The organism is Burkholderia sp. PvR073 (genome assembly GCF_054055695.1).
In genome coordinates this window covers 92,738-112,687 of the sequence record NZ_JBSRXO010000003.1, presented here as the reverse complement: position 1 = coordinate 112,687, position 19,950 = coordinate 92,738, and the positions used below count along the sequence as shown (strand labels likewise).

Here is a 19,950-nt window from a genome sequence, read left to right as displayed (position 1 = left end):
GTTTCCTTGGGCAAATTCATCGGGGGCCTGCGTGGCCGGCCAGCGGCGGAACGAGTGCGCCGGCCGCCGATGCATCGAGCATCACCGCGGCGCGGCCGCTGAGCAGCACGCGATCGCCGCAGCGCAGCGCGAAGCCGTACAGCACGGTGCAATCGTCGCCGCCGATGCGTTCGGCGTCGACGATCAGCGGCAGCGAGAACGTGTCGAGCCGATCGACGAACGCGTCGACGTTGCGCACGCTCGCGAGATAGCCGGCGCGCGGCCGCGTTTGTTCCGTCTGCTCCTGTTGCGCGCCGAGCAGCGCGCCGTGCACGGCCATCGCCTGCGCCGCATATTCGATCCCGCAGACCGACGCGAGCCGGCCGCGCGAGCGTAGCGGGTTGTGCGGATCGCGGTGGCTCGTCGCGCTGCAGCGGATGTGCGCGGCATCCCATGCTTCGACTCGATCGAGCACGCACATCGCGCCGTCGTGCGGAATGTGCGCGGCGATCCATGCGCGATCGAGCGTCTTCGTCGGCGGCTGCATCGGCGTCGAGACGGGCGTCGTCATGGCGCGTGCTCCGCGGCGGCATCCGGCAGCGCGATATCGACCTGCACGCGCGCGTCTTCCAGATAGTCGAGCACAACGCGCGTCGCACGCCGCGCGGCGAGCGCGTCGAGCAGCGGCAGCGCACGCGCGGCCGGATTGCCGGTGCGCAGCGCGTCGAGTTCGCGGTTCGCGAGCGTCGTCGCCGGCGCGTCGGTCAGCTGCACATCGATGCGCGCGAGCGTGCGTTCGCTTGCGTCGGGCGCGAACACGAACGCGACGCCGAATGCGTCGACGATCGGCCGCACCGCGCGCAGCGGCGCCGGATAGTCGGTGTCGTAGGCGATCAGCAGGCTCGGCACGCGATCGACCGCGACCTGGCACAGGCTCTCGAGCAGGCCCGCGGCAAAGCTGCCGTCGTGCGCGCACAGCACGTTCGACGTCGCCATCGCCCGGGTGGCGATGCTCCAGTAGCCCGCCGGCGCGTTGTGCACGGAGTTGTGAAAGCGCGTGGGCGACAGGTGGCGGTCGTCGCCGGCGAGGGTCTCGCAGATCGCGTGGCAATTCTGGCCGTCGCCGCCGGACGCGCTGAACACGGTCGCGAGCGTGGCGGCATCGCGCCCGCTCGCGGCTGCCGCTTCGAGCCCGACCGCGAGCGCGACGCGCACCACGGGGCCGGTGCGGCGACGTTCCGCCGGCGGCAGGCCGGCCGGCGGCGGCAGCACGGTGCGCGCGCTCGCATAGGCTGTGCGGCCCGCGAGCACGTCGGCCGCGTGCGGCCAGTCGTTCAGTCCCGGCCCGACGAGGCCGACGCTTTCGATGAAGGCGGTGAGTGTCATGTCGGCTCCCGGCGGCGGGCGTGCTCGGCGCGGCCGAGGATCAGGCTGCAATTCGTGCCGCCGAAGCCGAACGAATTGGACAGGACCGCACGCAGGTGCGCGTCGCGGCTCGCGAGCACGTAGTCGGCGGCCAGCGCCGGGTCGGGTTGCGTCGTGTTGACGCCGGCCGGCACGAACTGCTCGCGCAGCGCGAGCGCGGCGACGACCGCTTCGAGCGCGCCGGCTGCGCCGAGCGTGTGACCGGTCGCCCCCTTCGTCGAGCTGCACGGCGCGCGCGCGAGCAGCGCGCCCACGGCGCGGCTTTCGGCGGCATCGTTGCTGGGCGTAGCGGTGCCGTGCAGGTTCACGTAGTCGATGTCGCTCGCATCGAGGCCGGCCGATGCGAGCGCCTGTTCGATCGCGAGGCGCGCGCCGAGCCCGTCCGGATGCGGCGACGACATGTGATGCGCATCGCTCGATTCGCCGACGCCGAGCAGCAGGATCGCGTCATCGTCGAGCGCGGCGCGTGCCGCCGGCACGCGTTCGAGCAGCGCGAACGCGGCGGCCTCGCCGATCGAGATGCCGTCGCGCGCGACGTCGAACGGCCGGCACGGCCGGCGCGACAACAGTTCGAGCGAATTGAAGCCATACAGCGTCGTCAGGCACAGCGAATCGACGCCGCCGACGACGGCCGCATCGATCAGCCCCGCTTCGATCATCCGGCGCGCGGAGCCGAATACCTTCGCGCCGGACGAACACGCGGACGAGATCGCCATCGCCGGCCCGCGCAGCGCGAAATACGCGCGCACGAATGCGGCCGGCGAATACGGGTTGTGGGTATGCGCATAGTGGAATCCGGCGGGCAGCGCGCCGCTCGCCGGATCGCGTTGCTCGTACGCGCGTTCGGTCTCGAGGATGCCGGACGTGCTCGTGCCGATGAACACGCCGACGCGTGCGGCGCCATGGCGCGACACGGCCGCCGCGACGCGCGCGTCGAAGCCGTCCTGGACGAGGCCGAGCTGCGCGAGGCGGTTGTTGCGGCAGTCGAAGTCGGCGAGATCCGCGCGCACAGGCTCCGCATCGACGCCGTTCACCGAGCCGATCCAGGTGTCGAGTTCGGCGCGTTCGAAGTCGCACGGCGTGAGCCCGCCGCGCGCGTGGCGCAGCGCGTCGAGGGTCTCATCAAGGCCGCGGCCGATGCAGCTGGTGGCGGTGAAGTGCGAGAGCAGCAGAGGTTTCACGAGGGTCGCATCCGGTGGCCGGAACGGGCGCCGCAGCAGGGCTGGCGGGCGCGCCGCGCATGGTCAGATTTTATCAAACTGGGGTGCCGGCATGCCCGGCTGGCCGGGCGGTTCGGGCGCGAGCGCGGCGCGCAGCGTGGTCCACTGCAACCGCGCATCGGCGGCCGCGCGCAGCAGCGCCGGCAGCACGTCGAGCACGACCGGTTCGCCGCGCGCATCGCGCGCCGCGTGGCCGTCGTGCACGAGCAGGATGTCGTGTGGCGCCAGGCCGTTCAGCAGGCGGCGCGTGACGATGTCCGCATCGTGCGCGCGCGTGTCGAAGCCGCGTCGCGTCCAGCTGGCGAGGTGCAGGCCGAGCTCGCAGAGCACCGGCTCGAGAAACGGATTGCGCAGGCCGGCCGGCGCGCGGAAGAAGCGCGGTCGCGTGCCGGCGATCTCGGTCAGCGTCTGCTGCGCGGCGGCGATTTCGCGCCGCAGCGCGGCGGGGCCCGACAGCGAGAACGTATGCCGGTGCCGCTGGCTGTGGTTCTCGACCGCGTGGCCGCGCGCGACGATCGCTTCGATCCACTGCGGATGGCGGCGCGCGAGATCGCCGATGCAGAAGAACGTCGCGCGTGCATCGTAACGATCGAGCAGGTCGAGCACGCGCGGCGTGACGTCGGGGTCCGGGCCGTCGTCGATCGTCAGCGCGATCCGGCGGCCGGCATCGGCCGGCAGCCGCGTCCAGTTCGGTCCGAGCAAGGCGCTGCGCGGCCACAGGCCGGCGGCCGTCAGCGCGAGATGCGATGCGACCACGCCGCCGGCGGCCCACGGCCACGCGGCCGGCTGCGCGACGACGGCCGCGAGCGCGCCCGCATGCAGCGCGGCCGTGCCCGCGATCAGCGGCGTCGGTTTCCAGCGGCGTGTATCGCCGGGCTGCCGCGGTGGAACGGATGACGGCGCGTTCATGCGCGAGCTCCTGTCGGATCATGGGGGCGGTCGTTCGCGGCCGCGGCGCGCGGCGCGAGAATCGCCGCGAACGCCAGCGCGAGCATCGCGCCGGGGCCGACGGTCAGCCCGAAAGTTTCGAGCAGCGGCACGCGCGACAGCGCGAGCAGGCCGAAGCCGGCGACCGTCGCGAGGTTCGCGATCAGCAGTGAGACGAGCGTGTACGGCGTGACCGGTTGCGCGTCGTCGCGCTTGCAGAAGAACAGCGCATAGTTCGAGCCGACCGCGACGATCAGCAGCATCCCGACGAGGTGCAGGATCGTCAGCCGCACGCCGGCGAGCGCGAAGCCGGCCGTCACCACGAACACGGCCGCGACGAGCGGCGCGAGCGCGCGCACGACGCGGCGCGGCGAGCGCAGCGCGATCAGCAGCAGCACGGCGATCGCCGCGAAACCCGCGAGCGACAGCCGGATGTCCTCGTGCACGTAGTTCACGTACAGGCGGTCGGCCTCGGCCTTCATGTCGACGAACAGCGCGTCGGGTACGCCGGCGCGCGCGACGGCCGCGCGGATCGGCGCCGCATCGAGTGCCGGCGCGGCCGTTGACGCGGTGCGAGCGGCGTCCGGCGCGCGCAGCGGCAGCATCGCGCTCCAGCGGCCCGCGCGCTCGGTCAGCAGCGCGTCGACGGCGAGCGCCATCGACGTGCCGCGCAGGTCGGCGCGCGTGAGCAGCGGCGCGTGGCGCGCGGCTTGGACATCGGCGACGAACGGTGCGAACAACTCGGGCCTGACCGAGATCGGCTGGTTCGCGACGGCCGCGCGCATGCGCGCGGCAAGCTCGTCGGCCTCCGGCAGGCTCGCCTGGCGCGCGCGCTGCGCGGCGTCGCTCGGCAGGTAGCGCGCGGGACTTTCGAAACCCGCGAGCGCGCCGCGATCGACGAGCGGCTGCAATTGCGCGGCGACCCGTTCCGCGCGTTCGAGCGCGGCCTGTTCGGTCGGCGCGGAAATCACGACGAGGTAGCGCACGTCCGGTGCACCGACATCGGCGCGCAGGCGCGCGTCGAGTGCCTGCGCGCGGGCGGGAACGGGGCTGAGCGCCGCGAGCTCGCGGCTCCACAGAGATTCGCGATGCAGCACGAGCGTCGCGCACGCGGCGAGCACGAGCACGGCGAGCGGCCAGCGCAGCCGCGGCGCCGCAGCGGCCGCACGCGCGAGCACCGCGCCGATGCGCGACACGTCGCGAATCGCGACGTGCTCGCCGCGCAGGTGCGGCAGCACGTAGCGCGTGACGAGCGCGGCGGCCGTCAGCCCGACGATCGAATAGAGCCCGAGCTGCACGAGGCCCGGAAAGCCGGAGAACAGCATCGACGCGAAGCCGCACACGGACGTGAGCACGCCGAGCCGGATCGTCGGCCAGTATGCGGCGAGCCACGCGCGCATCGCGTCGGCGGGCCGCGCGGCGCCGCGCGAGCCGGCCTGCGCCGATTGCACGAACAGGTAGATCGAATAGTCCACGGCCTCGCCGATCAGCGTCGTGCCGAAGCCGAGCGTCAGCCCGTGGACGGTGCCGAACGCGACGCTGACCGCCGCGATGCCGGCCGCGATGCCCGTCAGCACCGGCAGCAGCCCCAGCGCGAGCGTGCGCGGCGAGCGGTACAGCGTCAGCAGCAGCGCGACGATCAGCACGATGCTCGCGGTCGACAGTCGCTCGACGTCGTGCCGGATCGTGTCGCGCGTGTCGACCGAGAACACGCCGGGGCCGGTCATCGCGAGCGTGTACGCGGCCGGGTTCGGCAGCGTCTGCGTCGCGGCGGAGAACGCGCGGCGCACCGCGTCGATCGCGCGTGCCTGCGCGTCGGTGTCGGAGCCGGCGGCGGCCGTCTGCACGACGAGCACCGCGCGCGTGCCGTCGCGCGACGCCCACACGCCGTCGCGCACGGCAGGCTGCGCGCCGCTGTCGAGCGGGTCGACGAGCGCGGTCACTTCGCCGGTCGGGTCGCGTGGCAGCATCGCCTTCGCGACGAGGCCCGCCGACGAGCCCAGCAGGTCGAGGCTGTCGCCGAGTGCCTGGTGCAGGCCGTCCGCGCTGAAGCGCCGCGGCGTGACGGCCGGGCTCAGCAGGTAGCGATGATCGAATACGAACTGCTGGTCGCGTGCGTCGTTCACGGCCTCGCCGTTGTTGATCGCCGAGAATTGCCGGTCGGCGCGCAGCGTGCCGGCAACGCGTCGCGACAGCGCGGCGCGCGCGGCCGCGTCGCCGCCGTCGATCGCGACGAGGATCAGCCGCGACACGATGCCGTCGCGCAGTTGATCGACGAGCACGCGCTGCCCGGCGCTCGGCGCGCGCGGCAGGAACGCGGACAGGTCGGCCGTGAAATTCGCGCGGGCAATCGCGATCCCGCATGCGACGAGCGCGAGCAGCCACGCGAGCACCGCGCGTTGCCGCCACGCGGGCAGGCGCCGGGTGACGAGGGCGGTCGGCCGGGTGCGTTCGTCCATCAGTTCGCCGGGACGGGTTGCAGGCGCATCGTCGAATGGTCGCCGTCGGCCTGCCGGATCGCGACGCTGCGCAACACGTCGCGCGTGCCGTCGAGCGTGATCGTGCTGACGACCTTCAGCATCCACGAATCGAGCGGCGTGAGCGTCAGCGTCCAGTCGTCGCCACGGCCGGCGAGCGCGACCTTGTAGACCTGCTCGAGCGCGTAGCGGTTGCCGGCGAGCGTCGCGCGGATGCTGTCGATGAAGGCGCCGAGCTCGGGGTAGCGCGTGAGCGCGAGCGTGAATTTGCGGTTGTTGCGCTCGACGGTGAGCATGTCGCCGTCGACGACGAGATGTTCGGGCTTCGGGCTCAGCGTGTGCTTCTCGAGATGGTCGGGCGCGACGAACACGAGCTCGCCCGACGATTCGAGCGGCTGCGCGGCGATCGACAGCGTCTTGGTCTCGGTGAACGTGGCACGCCCGGACTTGTGCTGCGCGAGCGTCGACATCAGCCGGTCGAGGGTCCATGCCGAACCGGTGTCGGCTGCATGCGCGGGCAGCGCGAGCGCGACGGCGGCCGTGGCGGCGAACAGGCGCGCGGCGCGGCGCGGCGCAAGCAGGAACGACAGCGGGAGCGGCGGCAGGAAGCGGCGAACGGCGGTCATGCGTCGGAATCCCTCGGGGTGGACAGCCCGGTGCACGCGCGCGCATCGTCGCGGCGCGCGGCGGCGTTGCCGGTCTGCCAGAAATCGAAATAGTTGAACCAGTTGTACGGCGCCGCGCGGCAATACCGGTCGAGCAGCGCGACGTAGCGCGCGAGCGCCGCATCGACGGCCGCCGCGCGCGTGTCGCGGCGCACGTCGGAGAAGTCGGCGAGCGTCTCGAAGTGCACATCGTAGCGATTGCCGTCGCGATAGAGGCCGGTCATGAACAGCACCGGGCGCCGCAGCATCGCGGCCATGTAGAGCGGCCCGAGCGGGAACGCGGCCGGCGCGCCGAGCAGCGGCAGCCGCCGCAGCGACGCGGCCGCGTCGTCGAGCAGCGTGCGGTCGGCGAGCATCCCGACCATGCAGTTCGCGTCGAGGCGCTCGCGCACCTTCAGCATCGAGTCGACCTGCCCGAGCGGAATCACTTCCGGCTTCGCGGCCGGATTCACGGCGGCGAGCGTCGCGTTGATCTTGCGCGCGTTCTCTTCGAACATCGTGACGACGACGCGCAGGTCCGGACGCGTGCGGCCGATCGCCCGCACGACTTCGAAGCTGCCGAGGTGCGCGCCCATCAGGAATGCGCCGCGCCCGCCGGCGAGCGCGTCGTCCACCCGCGTTTCGCCGTGCAGCCGGATGTCGAACAGGTCGAAGCGGCCGTTCATCAGGTAGATGCGGTCGTGGATCGTCGCCGCGAACGTGAACACGTGCCGGTACACGTCGCGCCAGCGCGCCGGACGGCCGAGCACGCGACGCAGGTAGTCGCGCGACGCCGCGCGGGCGACCGGCGAGAACAGCACGAAATAGGTTGCGATGGCGTGCAGCACGACGCGCGACGGCCGTCGGCCGAACCGCAGCGAGATCCAGGTCATCGCGCGCAGCAGCGCCTCGTTGCTGCGTTCTTCGCGCTCGGCCCATGCGGTGCGCTTCATGGCTGCGCGCCTTCCCGTGTGGCCGGCGGCGCGGACAGCACGCCGGTCGCGACGTCGCGCGCGCCGGCGCGCAGCGTGAAGCGGATCGCACCGCCGGCCGCCGCATCGAACGCGAGATCGAGTGGCTCGCCGGGCGCGACCGGGCTCAGGAATTTCGCGGAAGCCAGCCGCCACGTATCCAGCGGGCGGTTCAGCGATGCGCCGAGCGCGGCGATTGCGTGATCGAGCAGCACGACGCCCGGCACGATCGGATGACCGGGGAAATGACCGGGCAGCGCAGGGTGATCGGCGGGAATCGTGAACGCGAGCAGCGCATCCGTCTCGCTGCGATCGCGCACGTCGGCCGCGGCGGCACGCGTGTGCCGTGCGACGAGCGCGGCGAGCACGTCGCGCGGCAGCTTGCCCGTTTCGTTGCGCGGCAACGCATCGACGAACACGAGCGGACGCGGCATGAACGCGGGATCGATCCGTTCGCGCAGCGCGCGCTGCAGATCGGCCGCGGCGAGCGTCGGGGCGACCACGAGCGCAACGAGGCGCGTGACCGGTTCGCGGGTCGCATCGGCGTCGGCCGGCGCGGCTTCGTCCGGCATGAAGAACACGCCGTCGACGACGCCGGCAATCGCATTCAATTGATGATTCAGATAGGCGAGCGACGTGCGCTTGCCGGCGATGTTGACGAGGTCCGCCTTGCGGCCGTGCAGCAGGAACCGGCCGTCGCCGAGCAACTCGAGCGCGTCGCCCATCGGCACGGGAGCCTCGACGTGTCCGCCCGATACCCACACGGTCGGGCTGCTGTCGTCGCTCGCGGCGTCGCGATCCGGCGTGTCATGCGCATCACGCGCGTCGAGCCGGATGCCCGGGAACAGTTGCCAGGTCGCGCCCTGCGACGTGCGGCGCGTCGCGATCTGGCCGGTCTCGGTGCTGCCGTAGATCTCGACGAGCGGCGCGCCGAGCGCGGCCTCGGCTTCGCACGCGAGTTTTTCCGACAGCGGCGCGGTGGCCGACAGCACGAGCGCGGCCGGCGGCAGCGCATGGCCGGCCGACAGCAGCGCGCGCAGGTGGATCGGCGACGTGACGAGCACGCGCGGCTGCGGGATCGCGTCGAGTTCGTCGCGAATGTCGACCGGATAGAACGGCTGGCGGTTGCTGAACGCGAGGCCGCCGATCAACGCGAGCAGCACCGTCGACTCGAAGCCGTACATGTGCTGCGCGGGCACGGTGCCGATCAGCGTGGCCGCGCGGCCGTCGAGCAGGCCGAGGCGGTCGGCCGCCGCGCGCACGCAGCCGACCAGGAAGCCCCAGGTCTTGCGGTGCGGCACCGGCGCGCCGGTCGAGCCGGAGGTGAACACGTACGCCATGATCCGTGCCGCGTCGATCTGCGGCACCACGCAGGGTGCGTCGTCGGGGAGGTCGCCGGCAGCGGCGTCCGGATACGCGAAGCGCGGCAGGTCGATCGTGCAGTCCGGCGCGTCGTGCAGGCAGAACGCGTCCGGTGCGAACGACGCGAGCTGGCGCACCATCTCCGGCGTGTGCGTCGACGGCAGCAGGCTGATCCTGCCGGCGACGAGCGCCGCGCACAGGCTGACCGCGAAGCGGTAGCGGTCGCGGCACACGTTGAACACGTGGCCGCCGGCGGGCAGCGCGGCGGCCACGCGCGCGACGTCGGCGACGAACGCGCGCACGGTGACGGGCGTGCCGTCGCGCCAGGCGATCGTCTGGTCCGGCGAGGAATGGAATACCAGCGGGTGAGTCGGCATAAATCGGCTAGAGCGGGGAGCAGTGACCTGCGCGGCCGCGATGCGGTGCCGCGCCGGCCATGAATTCATCGTGACGGTTGCGTCGACGCGCGGTACGCGCGCACCGCGTCGACCATCCGCGGCCGCGCTTCGTGCGGCAGCGCGAAGCGCCGGCACGCCTGCTCGGCGGCGAACATCACGGCGACGAGCGGCAGCGACAGGTAGTTCGCGAACGTCGACCACGCGACGATCGGCGCAGTCGCGAACATCAGCGTCGACACGGCGGCGATCGCGACGAAGAACAGCGTCCACGCGAGCGTGATGCGCCGCGTGTAGCGCGCGACGGCCGGCGTGATCGTGCCGTGGATCATCGTCGCGAAACGCGTGCACAGCGGCACCTGGCCGGCCGCGAGCGTGCGGCCGAACAGCAGCGCCATCGCGAGGTTGAAGCTCGCGTGTTCCAGATACAGCCCCCATTCGAAATGGCGCGCGAGCGGGATGCGCGCGGCCCACAGCGCGGCGGTGATCAATAGCCATGCCGGCACGAGCCACGCGCGCCTCGGCGAGCGCCATGCCGCACTGAGCGCGAGCAGCAGCGGCGGCACGAGCGCCATCGCGAGGCCGAAGCCATGCGCGCCGGGCGTCGCGGCCGCGTAATGCGCGCCGACCTGGTACGCCGCCACCGCGGCGACCGCGCCGACGCCGCGCACGATGGCGAGCGGCGTGCTCATCGCGCCGCTCCAGGCGCACGATGCGGGCGCGCATCGCCGCCGGCGGCCGCGGCAGGGCAGCGCACGGGCGGGCAAACGGCGGCGAGGCAAACGGACGGGCGCGGCATGGGTGCTGGAAACATCGGGCGTATCGGGGGCCGGACGCGTTCGTCGGGCCGTCAAACATCATATGAATGGCGGCCGGGACGCTTGTCCGGGCCGGCTGTCGTGCACGCCATTTTAGGGCCGCGGCGTGGCGGTTCGAGAGGGGCGCGGCCGGGTTTTGTAACCGAATGTATGGCAGCGCACTGACGCTTTCGCAGCGGCGATCCATTTCCATCCGAAGCGGCTCAAGCGTCTGCTGCGATCGGGGCCCGAAACCGGCCGCGGCGCGGCCCTTCAGTCTGTAACCATTCGCGGTATACGCACCGATACCCATCGTCTAGAATCCGCGTAACTTTTACAAATGACCCCCAATAACGCAGGCGGGGAAGCCGGCAGACGCCGGAGGGACGGAGATTCGCGCGTGCTTCGCACGCGCCGGGCATGCATGACGGTTGCCGTTTCCGGGTGCCTCCCGCTGCCATGGGCCGCCTGCCCCGCAAGCATGATGAACGCACTGGAACAAGAGCTCGCCACGCTGATCATCGGCGAATTGAATCTCGAAGACGTCCCGCTCGAAACGGTGACGGCCGGGACCCCGCTGTACGGCGAGGGCTTCGGGCTCGACTCCATCGACATCCTGGAAATCGCGCTGCTGATCTCGAAGAAATACGGCTTCGAGCTGCGCTCGGACAATCCGGACAACAAACAGATCTTCGCGACGCTCGGCGCGCTTGCCGCGTACGTCGCCGCGCATCGCACGAAGTGACGGGCGTACACGCCGCGGCACACGGATGATTACGGCATGCGGTGGCCGTCGCTGGACGACATGCCGCCGCGTCGATCGAGGTGAAACGCGATGAACGGAGCAATTCGATGCGGGCGCTCGTAACGGGCGGCAGCGGCGCACTCGGGCAGGCGATCTGCACGGCGCTCGCGCAGGCCGGTCACGAAGTCTGGGTGCACGCGAACCGGAACCTCGCGCAGGCGCAGGCGGTTGCGCAGCAGATCGTCGTGGCCGGCGGTACCGCGCACGCGATCGCGTTCGACGTGACCGACGGCGACGCGACGCTCGCCGCGCTTGCGCCGTTCGTCGACGACGCGCCGGTGCAGATCCTCGTCAACAACGCGGGCATTCACGACGACGCGCCGATGGCCGGCATGTCGCGCGGGCAATGGCACAGCGTGATCGACGTGACGCTCAACGGTTTTTTCAACGTCACGCAGCCGCTGTTGCTGCCGATGATCCGCACGCGGCGCGGACGGATCGTCAACATCGCGTCGGTCGCGGGCGTGACCGGCAACCGCGGGCAGGTCAACTACGCGGCCGCGAAGGCGGGGCTGATCGGCGCGACGAAGTCGCTGTCGCTGGAGCTCGCGTCGCGCGGCATCACGGTGAACGCGGTCGCGCCCGGCATCATCGAATCGCCGATGGCCGACCATGCGTTTCCCGCCGAACGGATCAAGCAGCTCGTGCCGGCGCAACGCGCGGGCCGGCCCGACGAAGTCGCGGCGATGGTCGCGTATCTGGTGTCCGATGCGGCCGCCTATGTGACGGGACAGGTGCTGTCCGTCAACGGCGGGCTCGCATGACGACGCGCGCAGCGTCGGCCTGACGCGAAGCAACGGCGCGCAACGCGGCGCGTGGCCCCGGTGCCGCGAGCCTGCGCCGCATAGTGAGGAAATCGAAGTGTCAGTGCATCCAGTCGACGCCGAACGGCGAGCGTGTTCCCTGTCGTCCGCCCCGACCGTGGTCGCGCCCGGACACACGGCAGCCGCGCCTGCCGCCTCGCGAGCGGGCATCCCGCGCGCGGCGAAGGGCGGCAGCCGTGCGCTTCGGCTCACCCGGATCGATCACGCACGGCTGGCCGCGCTGCTGCAGGCTGCTGCGCAGCAGCGGGGCGATGCATTCGACCACCTGTTTCCCGGCGCGCTGGGCGCGGTGTGCATCGGCGCGGCCGGATCGCCGGCCGACGCGATGGCACGCATGCTTGCCGTCGCCGCGCCCCACCTGCCGCTCGCACCGATGCCGATGACGCTGCTTGACGCCGGCGGCCACGCACGCGGCGGCGCGGTCTGCGAAATCTGGCAGTGCGACGCGCCCGATCTGCGCAGCGCGCGACACGGCCCGCTGCAATACCGCTACAGCGAAACCGCGGGGCTCGTGTTCGGCAGCATCGTCGTGCAGGAAACGCCGGAAACGACCGACATGGATCGCGACGGCGGCACGCCGCTCGAACGCGCGACATACGATGCCTACCGCGCGCTGTTCGACGTGCTCGATACGCTTGGTCTCCCGCATCCGCTGCGGATCTGGAATACAGTGCCGGCGATCAATGCGCAGCAGTTCGGGATCGAACGCTATCGTCAGTTCAATATCGGCCGGCAGCGCGCGTTCGACGCGTGCCGCCGCGCGCTGACGGGCGGCGTGCCGGCCGCCTGCGCGCTCGGTTCGGTCGTGCCGGTCGCGGGCGACGCGCCGCCGGCCGCGCCGCTCGCGATCCATTTCATCGCGAGCCGCACGCCGGCCGATCCGGTCGAGAACCCGCGCCAGGTCAGCGCGTATCACTACCCGGCCGAGTACGGCCCGCGTGCGCCGACGTTCGCGCGCGCGGCCGCATGGACCGACGGCGCTGCGGCACCGCTGCTGTTCGTGTCGGGCACCGCCAGTATCGTCGGGCACCGCACCCTGCATCGTGGCGATGTCGTCGCGCAAACGCGCGAGACGATCGCGAACCTGGCGGCCGTGCTCGAGCAGGCCGCGCGGCAGGGCCACGGCCCGTTCGCGCTCGCGGACCTGAGCTATCGCGTCTACGTGCGCGACGCCGGCGATGCCGCGGCGCTCGCCGCGATCGAACGCGCGCTGCGCGATGCGGCCGGCTCCGACGTGCGGACCCTGTTCGTCCACGCGCACGTGTGCCGCGACGATCTGCTGGTCGAGATCGAGGCGAGCGCCGGCCATCCGCTGGAGCAACTGTCGTGAAGCGCGCGGGCCTGTCGCTGCGCGAACCGTCGCCGCATGCGGGCGACGTCGAGGAAGCCTGTCGGCGCTCACCCGCAGGTCATAAACTTTTGTCAGGATCATCGTCTTCGCAATCGGCCGTTCCCATGTCCAAGCTGCACGCCTCGTCCACCCATCTCGTGTTGATTCCGAGCTACAACCCGGGCATCAAGGTCGATACGACCGTGCGCAACGCCCGCGCGCAGTGGAACCCGGTGTGGGTCGTCGTCGACGGCAGCACCGACGGCAGCGCCGAGCGGCTGCAGGCGCTGGCCGAGCGCGATCCGGGGCTGCGCGTGATCGTCCTGCCGGAGAACCGCGGCAAGGGCGCGGCGGTGCTGGCCGGCCTCGACGCGGCGGCTGCGAGCGGCTTCACGCACGTGCTGACGATGGATTCCGACGGCCAGCATCCGGCCGAGCTGATTCCCGAATTCATGGCCGCCTCGCAGGCGAGCCCGGACGCGATGGTGCTGGGCCTGCCGAAGTTCGACGCGAGCGCGCCGCAACTGCGCGTGCAGGGCCGGCGGCTGTCGAACGGATGGGCCGACCTCGAGACGCTGTGGGCCGGGATCGGCGATTCGCTGTACGGCTTTCGCGTGTATCCGGTCGCGCCGCTCGCCGCGATCATGCATCGGCAGCCGTGGATGCGCGGCTTCGACTTCGATCCGGAAGCGGCCGTGCGGCTGTGCTGGGCCGGCGTGCGGCCGATCCGCATCGAGGCGCCGGTGCGCTACTTCGGCGCGCACGAGGGCGGCGTGTCGCATTTCCACTACGGCCGCGACAACGCGCTGCTCGCGTGGATGCACCTGCGGCTGTTCGCCGGTTTCGTGGTGCGGCTGCCGATGCTGGCCGCGCGGCGGTTGATGCGCCGGCCGCGTTCCGCGTTCAGCCGGTCACACGGCCGCGGCGATTGACTACCCTTTTGTCATCAATCCGTTAAGCAATCACGCCGTTCATGCCGTATCGGTCGGTAATCAACCTGTCATTCGATGTAAACATCTGGTAATTTTCTGCCGGATTATGCAAAATCGCCGCTCCCAACTACAACTACCGAGGGATCCGGGATGCATATCAAGAAAGCGGCGGCAGCATGTGGCATGGCGTTCCTGTTGAGCGCATGCGGCGGCGTGCAGAATCTCGACGCGAACAGCCTGACGTCGGCGGGGACCAACCTGTACAAGGCGGCGACGCTGTCGGACAGCGACATCGCGGCACTGTCGAACGACTCGTGCAAGACGAGCGACGCCGAATCGAAGATCGCCGCGCCGAACAGCGCGTACGCGAAGCGCCTGACGAAGGTGATGAAGGGCTTCGGCGACATGACGCTGAACGGCCAAAAGATCAACTACAAGGTCTACATGACCAAGGACGTCAACGCGTGGGCGATGGGCAACGGCTGCGTGCGCGTGTACAGCGGCCTGATGGACATGATGAACGACGACGAACTGCGCGGCGTGATCGGTCATGAAATGGGCCACGTCGCACTGGGTCACTCGAAGAAGGCGATGCAGACCGCCTACGCGGTCAGCGCGGCGCGCACCGCGGCCGGCGCGGCATCGCCGGGCGTCGCGACCCTGACGAGCTCGCAGCTCGGCGACATCACCGAGAAGTTCATCAACGCGCAGTTCTCGCAGACGCAGGAAAGCGCGGCCGACGACTACTCGTTCGACCTGATGAAGCAAAAGAGCATGAACCAGAAGGGCCTCGTCACCGCGTTCCAGAAACTCGCGCAGCTCGATGGCGGCAAGAGCTCGATGATGAGCTCGCACCCGTCGTCGTCGAGCCGTGCGCAGCACATCCAGGATCGCATCGCGAAGGGCAGCTGATCGCCGATCGAGGCGCCGGCTTCGTCCGGCGCCCCGGATGAACAAAACCCCACGCTCTTTCGGGCGTGGGGTTTTGTTTTTCGGGGGCTCCGGAAAGCGGCCGCGCCGCTTGCTTACGGCACCATCCCCGGCAGCACGTAGGCCTGCACGAGCGTGATCACGCCGACGATCACCGCGAACAGCAGGCTGTGGCGCACCGTGAAGCGGAACAGATCGGACTCCTTGCCGACCAGGCCGGTCGCCGCGCATGCCACCGCGATCGACTGCGGCGAGATCATCTTCGCGGTTACGCCGCCCGTCGTGTTCGCGGCGACCGCGAGCGTCTCGGGCACGCCGAGCTGGTGCGCGGTCGCTTGCTGCAGCGAGCAGAACAGCGCGTTGGACGACGTGTCCGAGCCGGTCAGGAACACGCCGAGCCAGCCGAGGAACGGCGAGAAGAACGGGAACGCGGCGCCGGTCCCGGCCAGCATCAGCGCGAGCGTCGACGACATCCCCGAGTAATTCGCGACGAACGCGAATGCGAGCACGAGGCCGATCGACAGGATCGGGCGCGTCAGTTCCTTCAGCGTCTCGCCGAACGTGACGAGCGCGTCGCGCGGCTTCATCCGCAGCAGCGCCATCGAGATCAGCGCGGTCACGAGGATCGCGCTGCCCACTGCCGACACGAGGTCGAGCTTCAGCACCGCGTCGAGTGCCTTCGGCGTCGCGGCGATCGGCGCGGTCTTCACGACGAGTTGGTCGAGCCCGGCCACGTGGAACTTCAGGACGGTCGACGCGAGCGCGCCGTGCGCGGCGAACAGCGCCTTGAACGGCGTGATGCTCCACACGGTGACGACGGCCGTCAGGATCAGGAACGGCGACCACGCGCGCACGGTCTGCGCGAGCGTGTACGGCGACGCCTGGCGGCTTGCGCCCGAACCGTTGCCGCCCGCGCCGAACCCCGCGAGCGCCGCGCCGCCGCCCGACGCGACGAGGCCGCCTGTCGTCTGCTTCGCGCTGCTCGGCTGCCACACCTTCAGGAACACGGCCAGCGACACGAGGCTGACGAGCGACGACGTGATGTCCGGCAGCTCGGGCCCGATGTGGTTCGACGTGAAGTACTGCGTGATCGCGAAGCTGCCGCCCGCGACGAGCGCGGCGGGCCACGTCTGCCGCACGCCGCGCAGCCCGTCCATCATGAACACGAGCCAGAACGGCACCGCGAGCGACAGCAGCGGCAACTGGCGACCGGCCATCGCGCCGATGTGGAGCGGGTCGATGCCCGTCACCTGCCCGGCGACGATGATCGGAATGCCCATCGCGCCGAACGCGACCGGCGCGGTGTTCGCGATCAGGCACAGTCCGGCCGCGTGCAGCGGCTTGAAGCCGAGGCCGACGAGCAGCGCGGCCGTGATCGCGACGGGCGCGCCGAAGCCGGCGGCGCCTTCGAGGAACGCGCCGAACGAGAAGCCGATCAGCAGCATCTGCAGCCGCTGGTCGTCGGTGATCGACAACACCGAGGCGCGGATGATGTCGAATTGGCCGGTCTTCACGACGATCTTGTAGAGGAACACGGCCGCGACGATGATCCACGCGATCGGCCACAGGCCGTACGCGAAGCCGAAGCCGGCCGCCGCGAGCGCCTGCGGCACGGGCATCCCGTACGCGAGGATCGCGACGCCGAGCGACAGCAGCAGCGTGATCGCCGCGGCCACGTGCCCCTTCATCCGCAGGGCGGCGAGCGCGATGAAAAAGAAGATGATCGGAATTGCGGCGACGAACGCCGACAGCCCGAGGCTGCCGAGCGGCGTGTAGATCTGATGCCAAACCTGCATGGTTGTCTCCTCCATGGATTTATCGGGGTACGGGTTTGAAAGCGGGGTGTCTATTCGGGCTGGCCGCGCGCGCGCAGCAGGTCGGACAGGCTGCGCGGCGCCGGCGCGAGCGGCGTGCGATGCTGCGTCCAGCCCAACTGCTTCGCGGGCGTCAGCGCGCGCAGCCGGGTCGCGGTCCAGCGGAACGCGCGATACGCGCGCGGATGCGCGAACGCGCCCGACCAGAAGCGCCACACGAGGTCTTCCGCGCGGTTGTAGTTCGCGCCCTGGCCGCGCAGCGGATGCGCGACGGGTTCGTCGGGCTTGCGGTTCGCCTCGGTGCGCAGCCGCACCAGCAGCTGCGGGATCGGAATCCGGACCGGGCACACCTCACCGCACGCGCCGCATAGCGTCGACGCGGTCGGCAGGTCGGCCGTCGCGTCGAGGCCGAGCAGGTGCGGCGAGATGATCTTGCCGATCGGGCCGGGATAGGTCGTCCCGTAGGCGTGGCCGCCGATGCGCGTATAGACGGGACAATGGTTCATGCACGCGCCGCAGCGGATGCACTGCAGCGTCGCGCGCAGCTGTTCGTCCGCGTAGGCCTGCGTGCGGCCGTTGTCGAGCAGCACGAGATGCAGCTCGCGCGGGCCGTCGAGCTCGCCGTCGCGGCGCGGGCCCGAGATCAGGTTGAAGTAGGTCGTGATCGCCTGGCCGGTGGCCGAACGCGTCAGCAGGCTCGACAGCGGCACGATGTGCTCGAGCTTCTCGACGACCTTCTCGATCCCCATGATCGCGACGTGCGTGTCGGGTACGGTGGTCGACAGCCGGCCGTTGCCCTCGTTCTCGACGAGCCACAGCGTGCCCGTGTCGGCCGCCGCGAAGTTCACGCCGGACAGGCCGATGTCGGCCTGGGCGAACGCGCGGCGCAGCGCGCGCCGGCCGGTCTGGATCAGCTCGTCGACGTCCTCCGTGTAGCGCGTGCCCGGGATGTGCTGCTCGAACAGCTCGGCGATGTCGCCGCGCGTCTTGTGGATCGCCGGCATCACGATGTGCGACGGCTTCTCGCCCGCGAGCTGCACGATGAACTCGCCCATGTCGGACTCGATGCAGTCGACGCCGTGATCCGCGAGGTAATGGTTCAGCTCGATTTCCTCGCTCGCCATCGACTTGCCCTTGATCACGCGGCGCGCGTGGTTCGCCTGCGCGATGCCGAGCACGATCGCGTTCGCGTCGGCGGCCGTCTCCGCCCAGTGCACCTGCACGCCGGCGGCGGTGAGCTTTGCCTCCAGCTGTTCGAGCAGTGCCGGCAGTTGCGCGAGCGCATGCTGCCGCACGGCTTCGCCGAGATCGCGCAGCTGCTGCAGCTCGGTGTCGTCGGGGAACTGGGTCGCGCGCTTGCCTTGCAGGAAGTCCATCGCGCCGCGAAAGCTTTGGCGCAGCGCGGGATCGTCGAGCGCGGCGCGCGCACGGGCCTTGAAGTCGCCGGGGGCGACGAATTGCAGCGGTTGGTCGCTCATCGCGGCAGCTCCTGGCAGGCGGTTGCGGTCGGTTCGGCGGCCGGTTCGGTGACGATCACGACCCAGAGGTGGCGCGGGCCGTGTGCGCCGTACGCGAGGGTCTGCTGGATATCGGACGTCTTCGACGGGCCCGACACCAGCACGACATTGGTCGGCATGCCGGCGTGCCAGCGCTCCGCGTGCACGGCCGCGTGAAGGTCGGCATGCAGCGTGTTCGCATGGACGAGTGCGACGTGCAGCGGCGGCACCAGCGACACCGTGCGCGGCGTGCCGGCATCGGGCGCGAGTACCACGGTGCCGGTCGTCGCGATGCCCGAGCGCGCGACGGTGAAGCCCGCGTCGATCGTGTCGAACAGCTCGGCTTTCCACGCATCGATCGGCCGGTCGAACGGCACCGGCGCGACCGCGTCGGGCAGCGCCCGCGCGAGCGCCGCGGATTCGGGGCGGGCCGGGTCCAGCAGCAGGCGGCGCACGCCGGCGTCGGCCAGACGCGCGGCAAGCTGCGCGGGCCACGCGTCGGCGCTGGCGCACCAGACGTCGGCATGCGACGCGGCGAGCGCGGCCTGCATCGTCTGCGCGAGCGCAAGCGGGTCGGGTGCGGCGGGCGCGCGCCGCGCGGCGTAATGCGTGTCGATGCACGTATCGAGCGCCGGTGCGGCGTTCGTGGCGACACCGGGCGCGGCGGCGCGCAGGCGCGCGAGGATGGCGTCGCGCGCGCTCATTGCGAATCCCCGCGCAGCGAGCCGGCACCTGCCGTGCGGCGCCACAGGAAGCTCGCGAGATGCTCGACGGGCAGCGCGGCGCCGGCCTTCTCGGCCGCGTGACCGATGTTCAGCAGGCAGCCGCAGTCCGCCGACACGAGCCGCTCGCAACCCGTCGCGCAGGCCGATGCGACCTTGTCGCTCACCATCGCGCCGGAGATGTCGGGATGTTTCAGCGAGAACGTGCCGCCGAAGCCGCAGCATTCGGATTCGCGTTCGTGTTCGATGCGCGTGACGCCCGGCAGCGCGTCGACGAGCGCGACGCCGTGCACGCGGGTGCCCATCTCGCGGCGGGCCGCGCACGACGTGTGCAGGACCACGCGTTCGTCCGGGCCGGCGTTCGCGGTCACGGCGTCGAGCCGCACGTCGAGCACATGGACGAGAAATTCGGCGAGTTCATAGGTGCGCTCCGCGATCGCGCGGGCCTTCGGGCCGTGCACGGGATCGTCGGCGAACAGCGCCGGCCAATGGTGCCGGATCATGCCCGCGCAGGAGCCGGACGGCACGATCACCGGCCAGGGCTCGGCGAACAGGTCGAGCTGCGCGGCCGCGACGCGGCGCGCCTCGTCGGGATTGCCGCTGCTGTAGGCAGGCTGCCCGCAGCAGCTCTGGCCGCGCGGATAGTGCACGGTCAGACCTTCGCGTTCCAGCAGGCGCACCGTGTCGAGCCCGGCTTCGGGGACGAACAGGTCGACCAGGCAGGTCGCGAACAGGTAGACGTGCGCGGGGGCGGCGGTGGGGTAGTGCCTTTCGTTCATGTCTCGCTCCAGGGGCGGCGGCCCGGCATGCACATGCGGGACGACGATTTCGCTTTCGCTGCATAATTCCCGCGACGACGCCGAAGCTCAAATTGGTTGGGCCAATCGGCGCGACGGGTAT

The 19,950-nt window shown here is 71.0% G+C and carries 18 protein-coding genes; 5 read left to right on the top strand and 13 right to left on the bottom strand.

The genetic code is table 11. The features are described 5' to 3' along the window. Positions 1 to 16: 16 nt before the first annotated feature. From ACVK00_RS12220 to ACVK00_RS12180, 9 genes are all read right to left on the bottom strand, one after another. On the bottom strand, positions 17 to 550 hold the full coding sequence (locus ACVK00_RS12220) for a hotdog family protein (protein WP_284894663.1): 534 nt from the start codon (positions 548 to 550) through the stop codon (positions 17 to 19). After that, positions 547 to 1,365, bottom strand: a complete 819-nt coding sequence (locus ACVK00_RS12215) for a beta-ketoacyl synthase chain length factor (RefSeq protein ID WP_354122864.1) — start codon at positions 1,363 to 1,365, stop codon at positions 547 to 549. Before ACVK00_RS12215 ends, ACVK00_RS12220 begins: the two co-directional genes overlap by 4 nt. Then, positions 1,362 to 2,585, bottom strand: a complete 1,224-nt coding sequence (locus tag ACVK00_RS12210) for a beta-ketoacyl-[acyl-carrier-protein] synthase family protein (protein WP_284894665.1) — start codon at positions 2,583 to 2,585, stop codon at positions 1,362 to 1,364. The genes ACVK00_RS12215 and ACVK00_RS12210 overlap by 4 nt, the downstream gene beginning before the upstream one ends. A 63-nt stretch (positions 2,586 to 2,648) precedes the next feature. Continuing rightward, positions 2,649 to 3,533: a polysaccharide deacetylase family protein gene (locus ACVK00_RS12205; RefSeq protein ID WP_284894666.1), complete on the bottom strand. Its 885-nt coding sequence runs from the start codon at positions 3,531 to 3,533 to the stop codon at positions 2,649 to 2,651. Beyond that, positions 3,530 to 6,010 carry an MMPL family transporter gene (locus ACVK00_RS12200; protein ID WP_284894667.1) on the bottom strand — a complete coding sequence of 827 codons (2,481 nt, stop codon included), beginning with the start codon at positions 6,008 to 6,010 and terminating at the stop codon, positions 3,530 to 3,532. The genes ACVK00_RS12205 and ACVK00_RS12200 overlap by 4 nt, the downstream gene beginning before the upstream one ends. Continuing rightward, a complete protein-coding gene (locus ACVK00_RS12195) occupies positions 6,010 to 6,654 on the bottom strand; it encodes an outer membrane lipoprotein carrier protein LolA (protein WP_354122863.1) in 645 nt (214 codons plus the stop codon). Before ACVK00_RS12195 ends, ACVK00_RS12200 begins: the two co-directional genes overlap by 1 nt. Continuing rightward, positions 6,651 to 7,625, bottom strand: a complete 975-nt coding sequence (locus tag ACVK00_RS12190) for an LpxL/LpxP family acyltransferase (RefSeq protein ID WP_228905705.1) — start codon at positions 7,623 to 7,625, stop codon at positions 6,651 to 6,653. Before ACVK00_RS12190 ends, ACVK00_RS12195 begins: the two co-directional genes overlap by 4 nt. Continuing rightward, complete coding sequence (locus ACVK00_RS12185; protein WP_284894672.1) at positions 7,622 to 9,382, bottom strand: AMP-binding protein; 1,761 nt, start codon at positions 9,380 to 9,382, stop codon at positions 7,622 to 7,624. The genes ACVK00_RS12190 and ACVK00_RS12185 overlap by 4 nt, the downstream gene beginning before the upstream one ends. A gap of 65 nt (positions 9,383 to 9,447) precedes the next feature. After that, complete coding sequence (locus ACVK00_RS12180) at positions 9,448 to 10,092, bottom strand: COG4648 family protein (protein ID WP_284894673.1); 645 nt, start codon at positions 10,090 to 10,092, stop codon at positions 9,448 to 9,450. A 589-nt stretch (positions 10,093 to 10,681) separates the two neighbouring features. Here ACVK00_RS12180 and ACVK00_RS12175 point away from each other — a divergent pair. The 5 genes from ACVK00_RS12175 (at position 10,682) to loiP (ending at position 15,000) form a co-directional block, all read left to right on the top strand. After that, the gene (locus ACVK00_RS12175; protein ID WP_034177242.1) at positions 10,682 to 10,942 is read left to right on the top strand and encodes a phosphopantetheine-binding protein; all 261 of its coding nucleotides are present in this window, start codon (positions 10,682 to 10,684) and stop codon (positions 10,940 to 10,942) included. Between the two features lie 107 nt (positions 10,943 to 11,049). Beyond that, on the top strand, positions 11,050 to 11,766 hold the full coding sequence (gene fabG, locus ACVK00_RS12170) for a 3-oxoacyl-ACP reductase FabG (protein ID WP_284894675.1): 717 nt from the start codon (positions 11,050 to 11,052) through the stop codon (positions 11,764 to 11,766). A gap of 97 nt (positions 11,767 to 11,863) precedes the next feature. Beyond that, positions 11,864 to 13,156, top strand: a complete 1,293-nt coding sequence (locus ACVK00_RS12165) for a chorismate transformation enzyme, FkbO/Hyg5 family (RefSeq protein ID WP_284894676.1) — start codon at positions 11,864 to 11,866, stop codon at positions 13,154 to 13,156. Positions 13,157 to 13,281: 125 nt separating this feature from the next. Continuing rightward, positions 13,282 to 14,088 carry a glycosyltransferase family 2 protein gene (locus ACVK00_RS12160; protein ID WP_228905699.1) on the top strand — a complete coding sequence of 269 codons (807 nt, stop codon included), beginning with the start codon at positions 13,282 to 13,284 and terminating at the stop codon, positions 14,086 to 14,088. Positions 14,089 to 14,238: 150 nt separating this feature from the next. After that, the gene (gene loiP, locus ACVK00_RS12155) at positions 14,239 to 15,000 is read left to right on the top strand and encodes a metalloprotease LoiP (protein WP_006751965.1); all 762 of its coding nucleotides are present in this window, start codon (positions 14,239 to 14,241) and stop codon (positions 14,998 to 15,000) included. Between the two features lie 113 nt (positions 15,001 to 15,113). Here the strand turns inward: loiP and ACVK00_RS12150 are convergent, their stop codons facing one another. Genes ACVK00_RS12150 through ACVK00_RS12135 form a run of 4 tightly spaced genes read right to left on the bottom strand, consistent with a single transcriptional unit; the run spans position 15,114 to position 19,829 of the window. Beyond that, positions 15,114 to 16,814 (bottom strand): lactate permease LctP family transporter, encoded by a 1,701-nt coding sequence (locus tag ACVK00_RS12150; protein ID WP_284894677.1) that lies wholly within the window; start codon positions 16,812 to 16,814, stop codon positions 15,114 to 15,116. A 50-nt stretch (positions 16,815 to 16,864) separates the two neighbouring features. Continuing rightward, positions 16,865 to 18,310: a LutB/LldF family L-lactate oxidation iron-sulfur protein gene (locus ACVK00_RS12145; RefSeq protein ID WP_284894678.1), complete on the bottom strand. Its 1,446-nt coding sequence runs from the start codon at positions 18,308 to 18,310 to the stop codon at positions 16,865 to 16,867. After that, positions 18,307 to 19,032 carry a LutC/YkgG family protein gene (locus tag ACVK00_RS12140; protein WP_284894679.1) on the bottom strand — a complete coding sequence of 242 codons (726 nt, stop codon included), beginning with the start codon at positions 19,030 to 19,032 and terminating at the stop codon, positions 18,307 to 18,309. The genes ACVK00_RS12145 and ACVK00_RS12140 overlap by 4 nt, the downstream gene beginning before the upstream one ends. Further along, complete coding sequence (locus ACVK00_RS12135) at positions 19,029 to 19,829, bottom strand: (Fe-S)-binding protein (RefSeq protein ID WP_284894681.1); 801 nt, start codon at positions 19,827 to 19,829, stop codon at positions 19,029 to 19,031. Before ACVK00_RS12135 ends, ACVK00_RS12140 begins: the two co-directional genes overlap by 4 nt. Between the last annotated feature and the right edge of the window lie 121 nt (positions 19,830 to 19,950).

What these genes read in the sequence shown, in the direction of transcription:
- ACVK00_RS12220 (WP_284894663.1), bottom strand. Translation starts at nt 550, where the DNA reads ATGACGACGCCCGTCTCGACGCCGATGCAGCCGCCGACGAAGACGCTC.
- ACVK00_RS12215 (WP_354122864.1), bottom strand. Translation starts at nt 1,365, where the DNA reads ATGACACTCACCGCCTTCATCGAAAGCGTCGGCCTCGTCGGGCCGGGA.
- ACVK00_RS12205 (WP_284894666.1), bottom strand. Translation starts at nt 3,533, where the DNA reads ATGAACGCGCCGTCATCCGTTCCACCGCGGCAGCCCGGCGATACACGC.
- ACVK00_RS12200 (WP_284894667.1), bottom strand. Translation starts at nt 6,010, where the DNA reads ATGGACGAACGCACCCGGCCGACCGCCCTCGTCACCCGGCGCCTGCCC.
- ACVK00_RS12195 (WP_354122863.1), bottom strand. Translation starts at nt 6,654, where the DNA reads ATGACCGCCGTTCGCCGCTTCCTGCCGCCGCTCCCGCTGTCGTTCCTG.
- ACVK00_RS12190 (WP_228905705.1), bottom strand. Translation starts at nt 7,625, where the DNA reads ATGAAGCGCACCGCATGGGCCGAGCGCGAAGAACGCAGCAACGAGGCG.
- ACVK00_RS12185 (WP_284894672.1), bottom strand. Translation starts at nt 9,382, where the DNA reads ATGCCGACTCACCCGCTGGTATTCCATTCCTCGCCGGACCAGACGATC.
- ACVK00_RS12180 (WP_284894673.1), bottom strand. Translation starts at nt 10,092, where the DNA reads ATGAGCACGCCGCTCGCCATCGTGCGCGGCGTCGGCGCGGTCGCCGCG.
- ACVK00_RS12175 (WP_034177242.1), top strand. Translation starts at nt 10,682, where the DNA reads ATGAACGCACTGGAACAAGAGCTCGCCACGCTGATCATCGGCGAATTG.
- fabG (WP_284894675.1), top strand. Translation starts at nt 11,050, where the DNA reads ATGCGGGCGCTCGTAACGGGCGGCAGCGGCGCACTCGGGCAGGCGATC.
- ACVK00_RS12160 (WP_228905699.1), top strand. Translation starts at nt 13,282, where the DNA reads ATGTCCAAGCTGCACGCCTCGTCCACCCATCTCGTGTTGATTCCGAGC.
- loiP (WP_006751965.1), top strand. Translation starts at nt 14,239, where the DNA reads ATGCATATCAAGAAAGCGGCGGCAGCATGTGGCATGGCGTTCCTGTTG.
- ACVK00_RS12150 (WP_284894677.1), bottom strand. Translation starts at nt 16,814, where the DNA reads ATGCAGGTTTGGCATCAGATCTACACGCCGCTCGGCAGCCTCGGGCTG.
- ACVK00_RS12145 (WP_284894678.1), bottom strand. Translation starts at nt 18,310, where the DNA reads ATGAGCGACCAACCGCTGCAATTCGTCGCCCCCGGCGACTTCAAGGCC.
- ACVK00_RS12140 (WP_284894679.1), bottom strand. Translation starts at nt 19,032, where the DNA reads ATGAGCGCGCGCGACGCCATCCTCGCGCGCCTGCGCGCCGCCGCGCCC.
- ACVK00_RS12135 (WP_284894681.1), bottom strand. Translation starts at nt 19,829, where the DNA reads ATGAACGAAAGGCACTACCCCACCGCCGCCCCCGCGCACGTCTACCTG.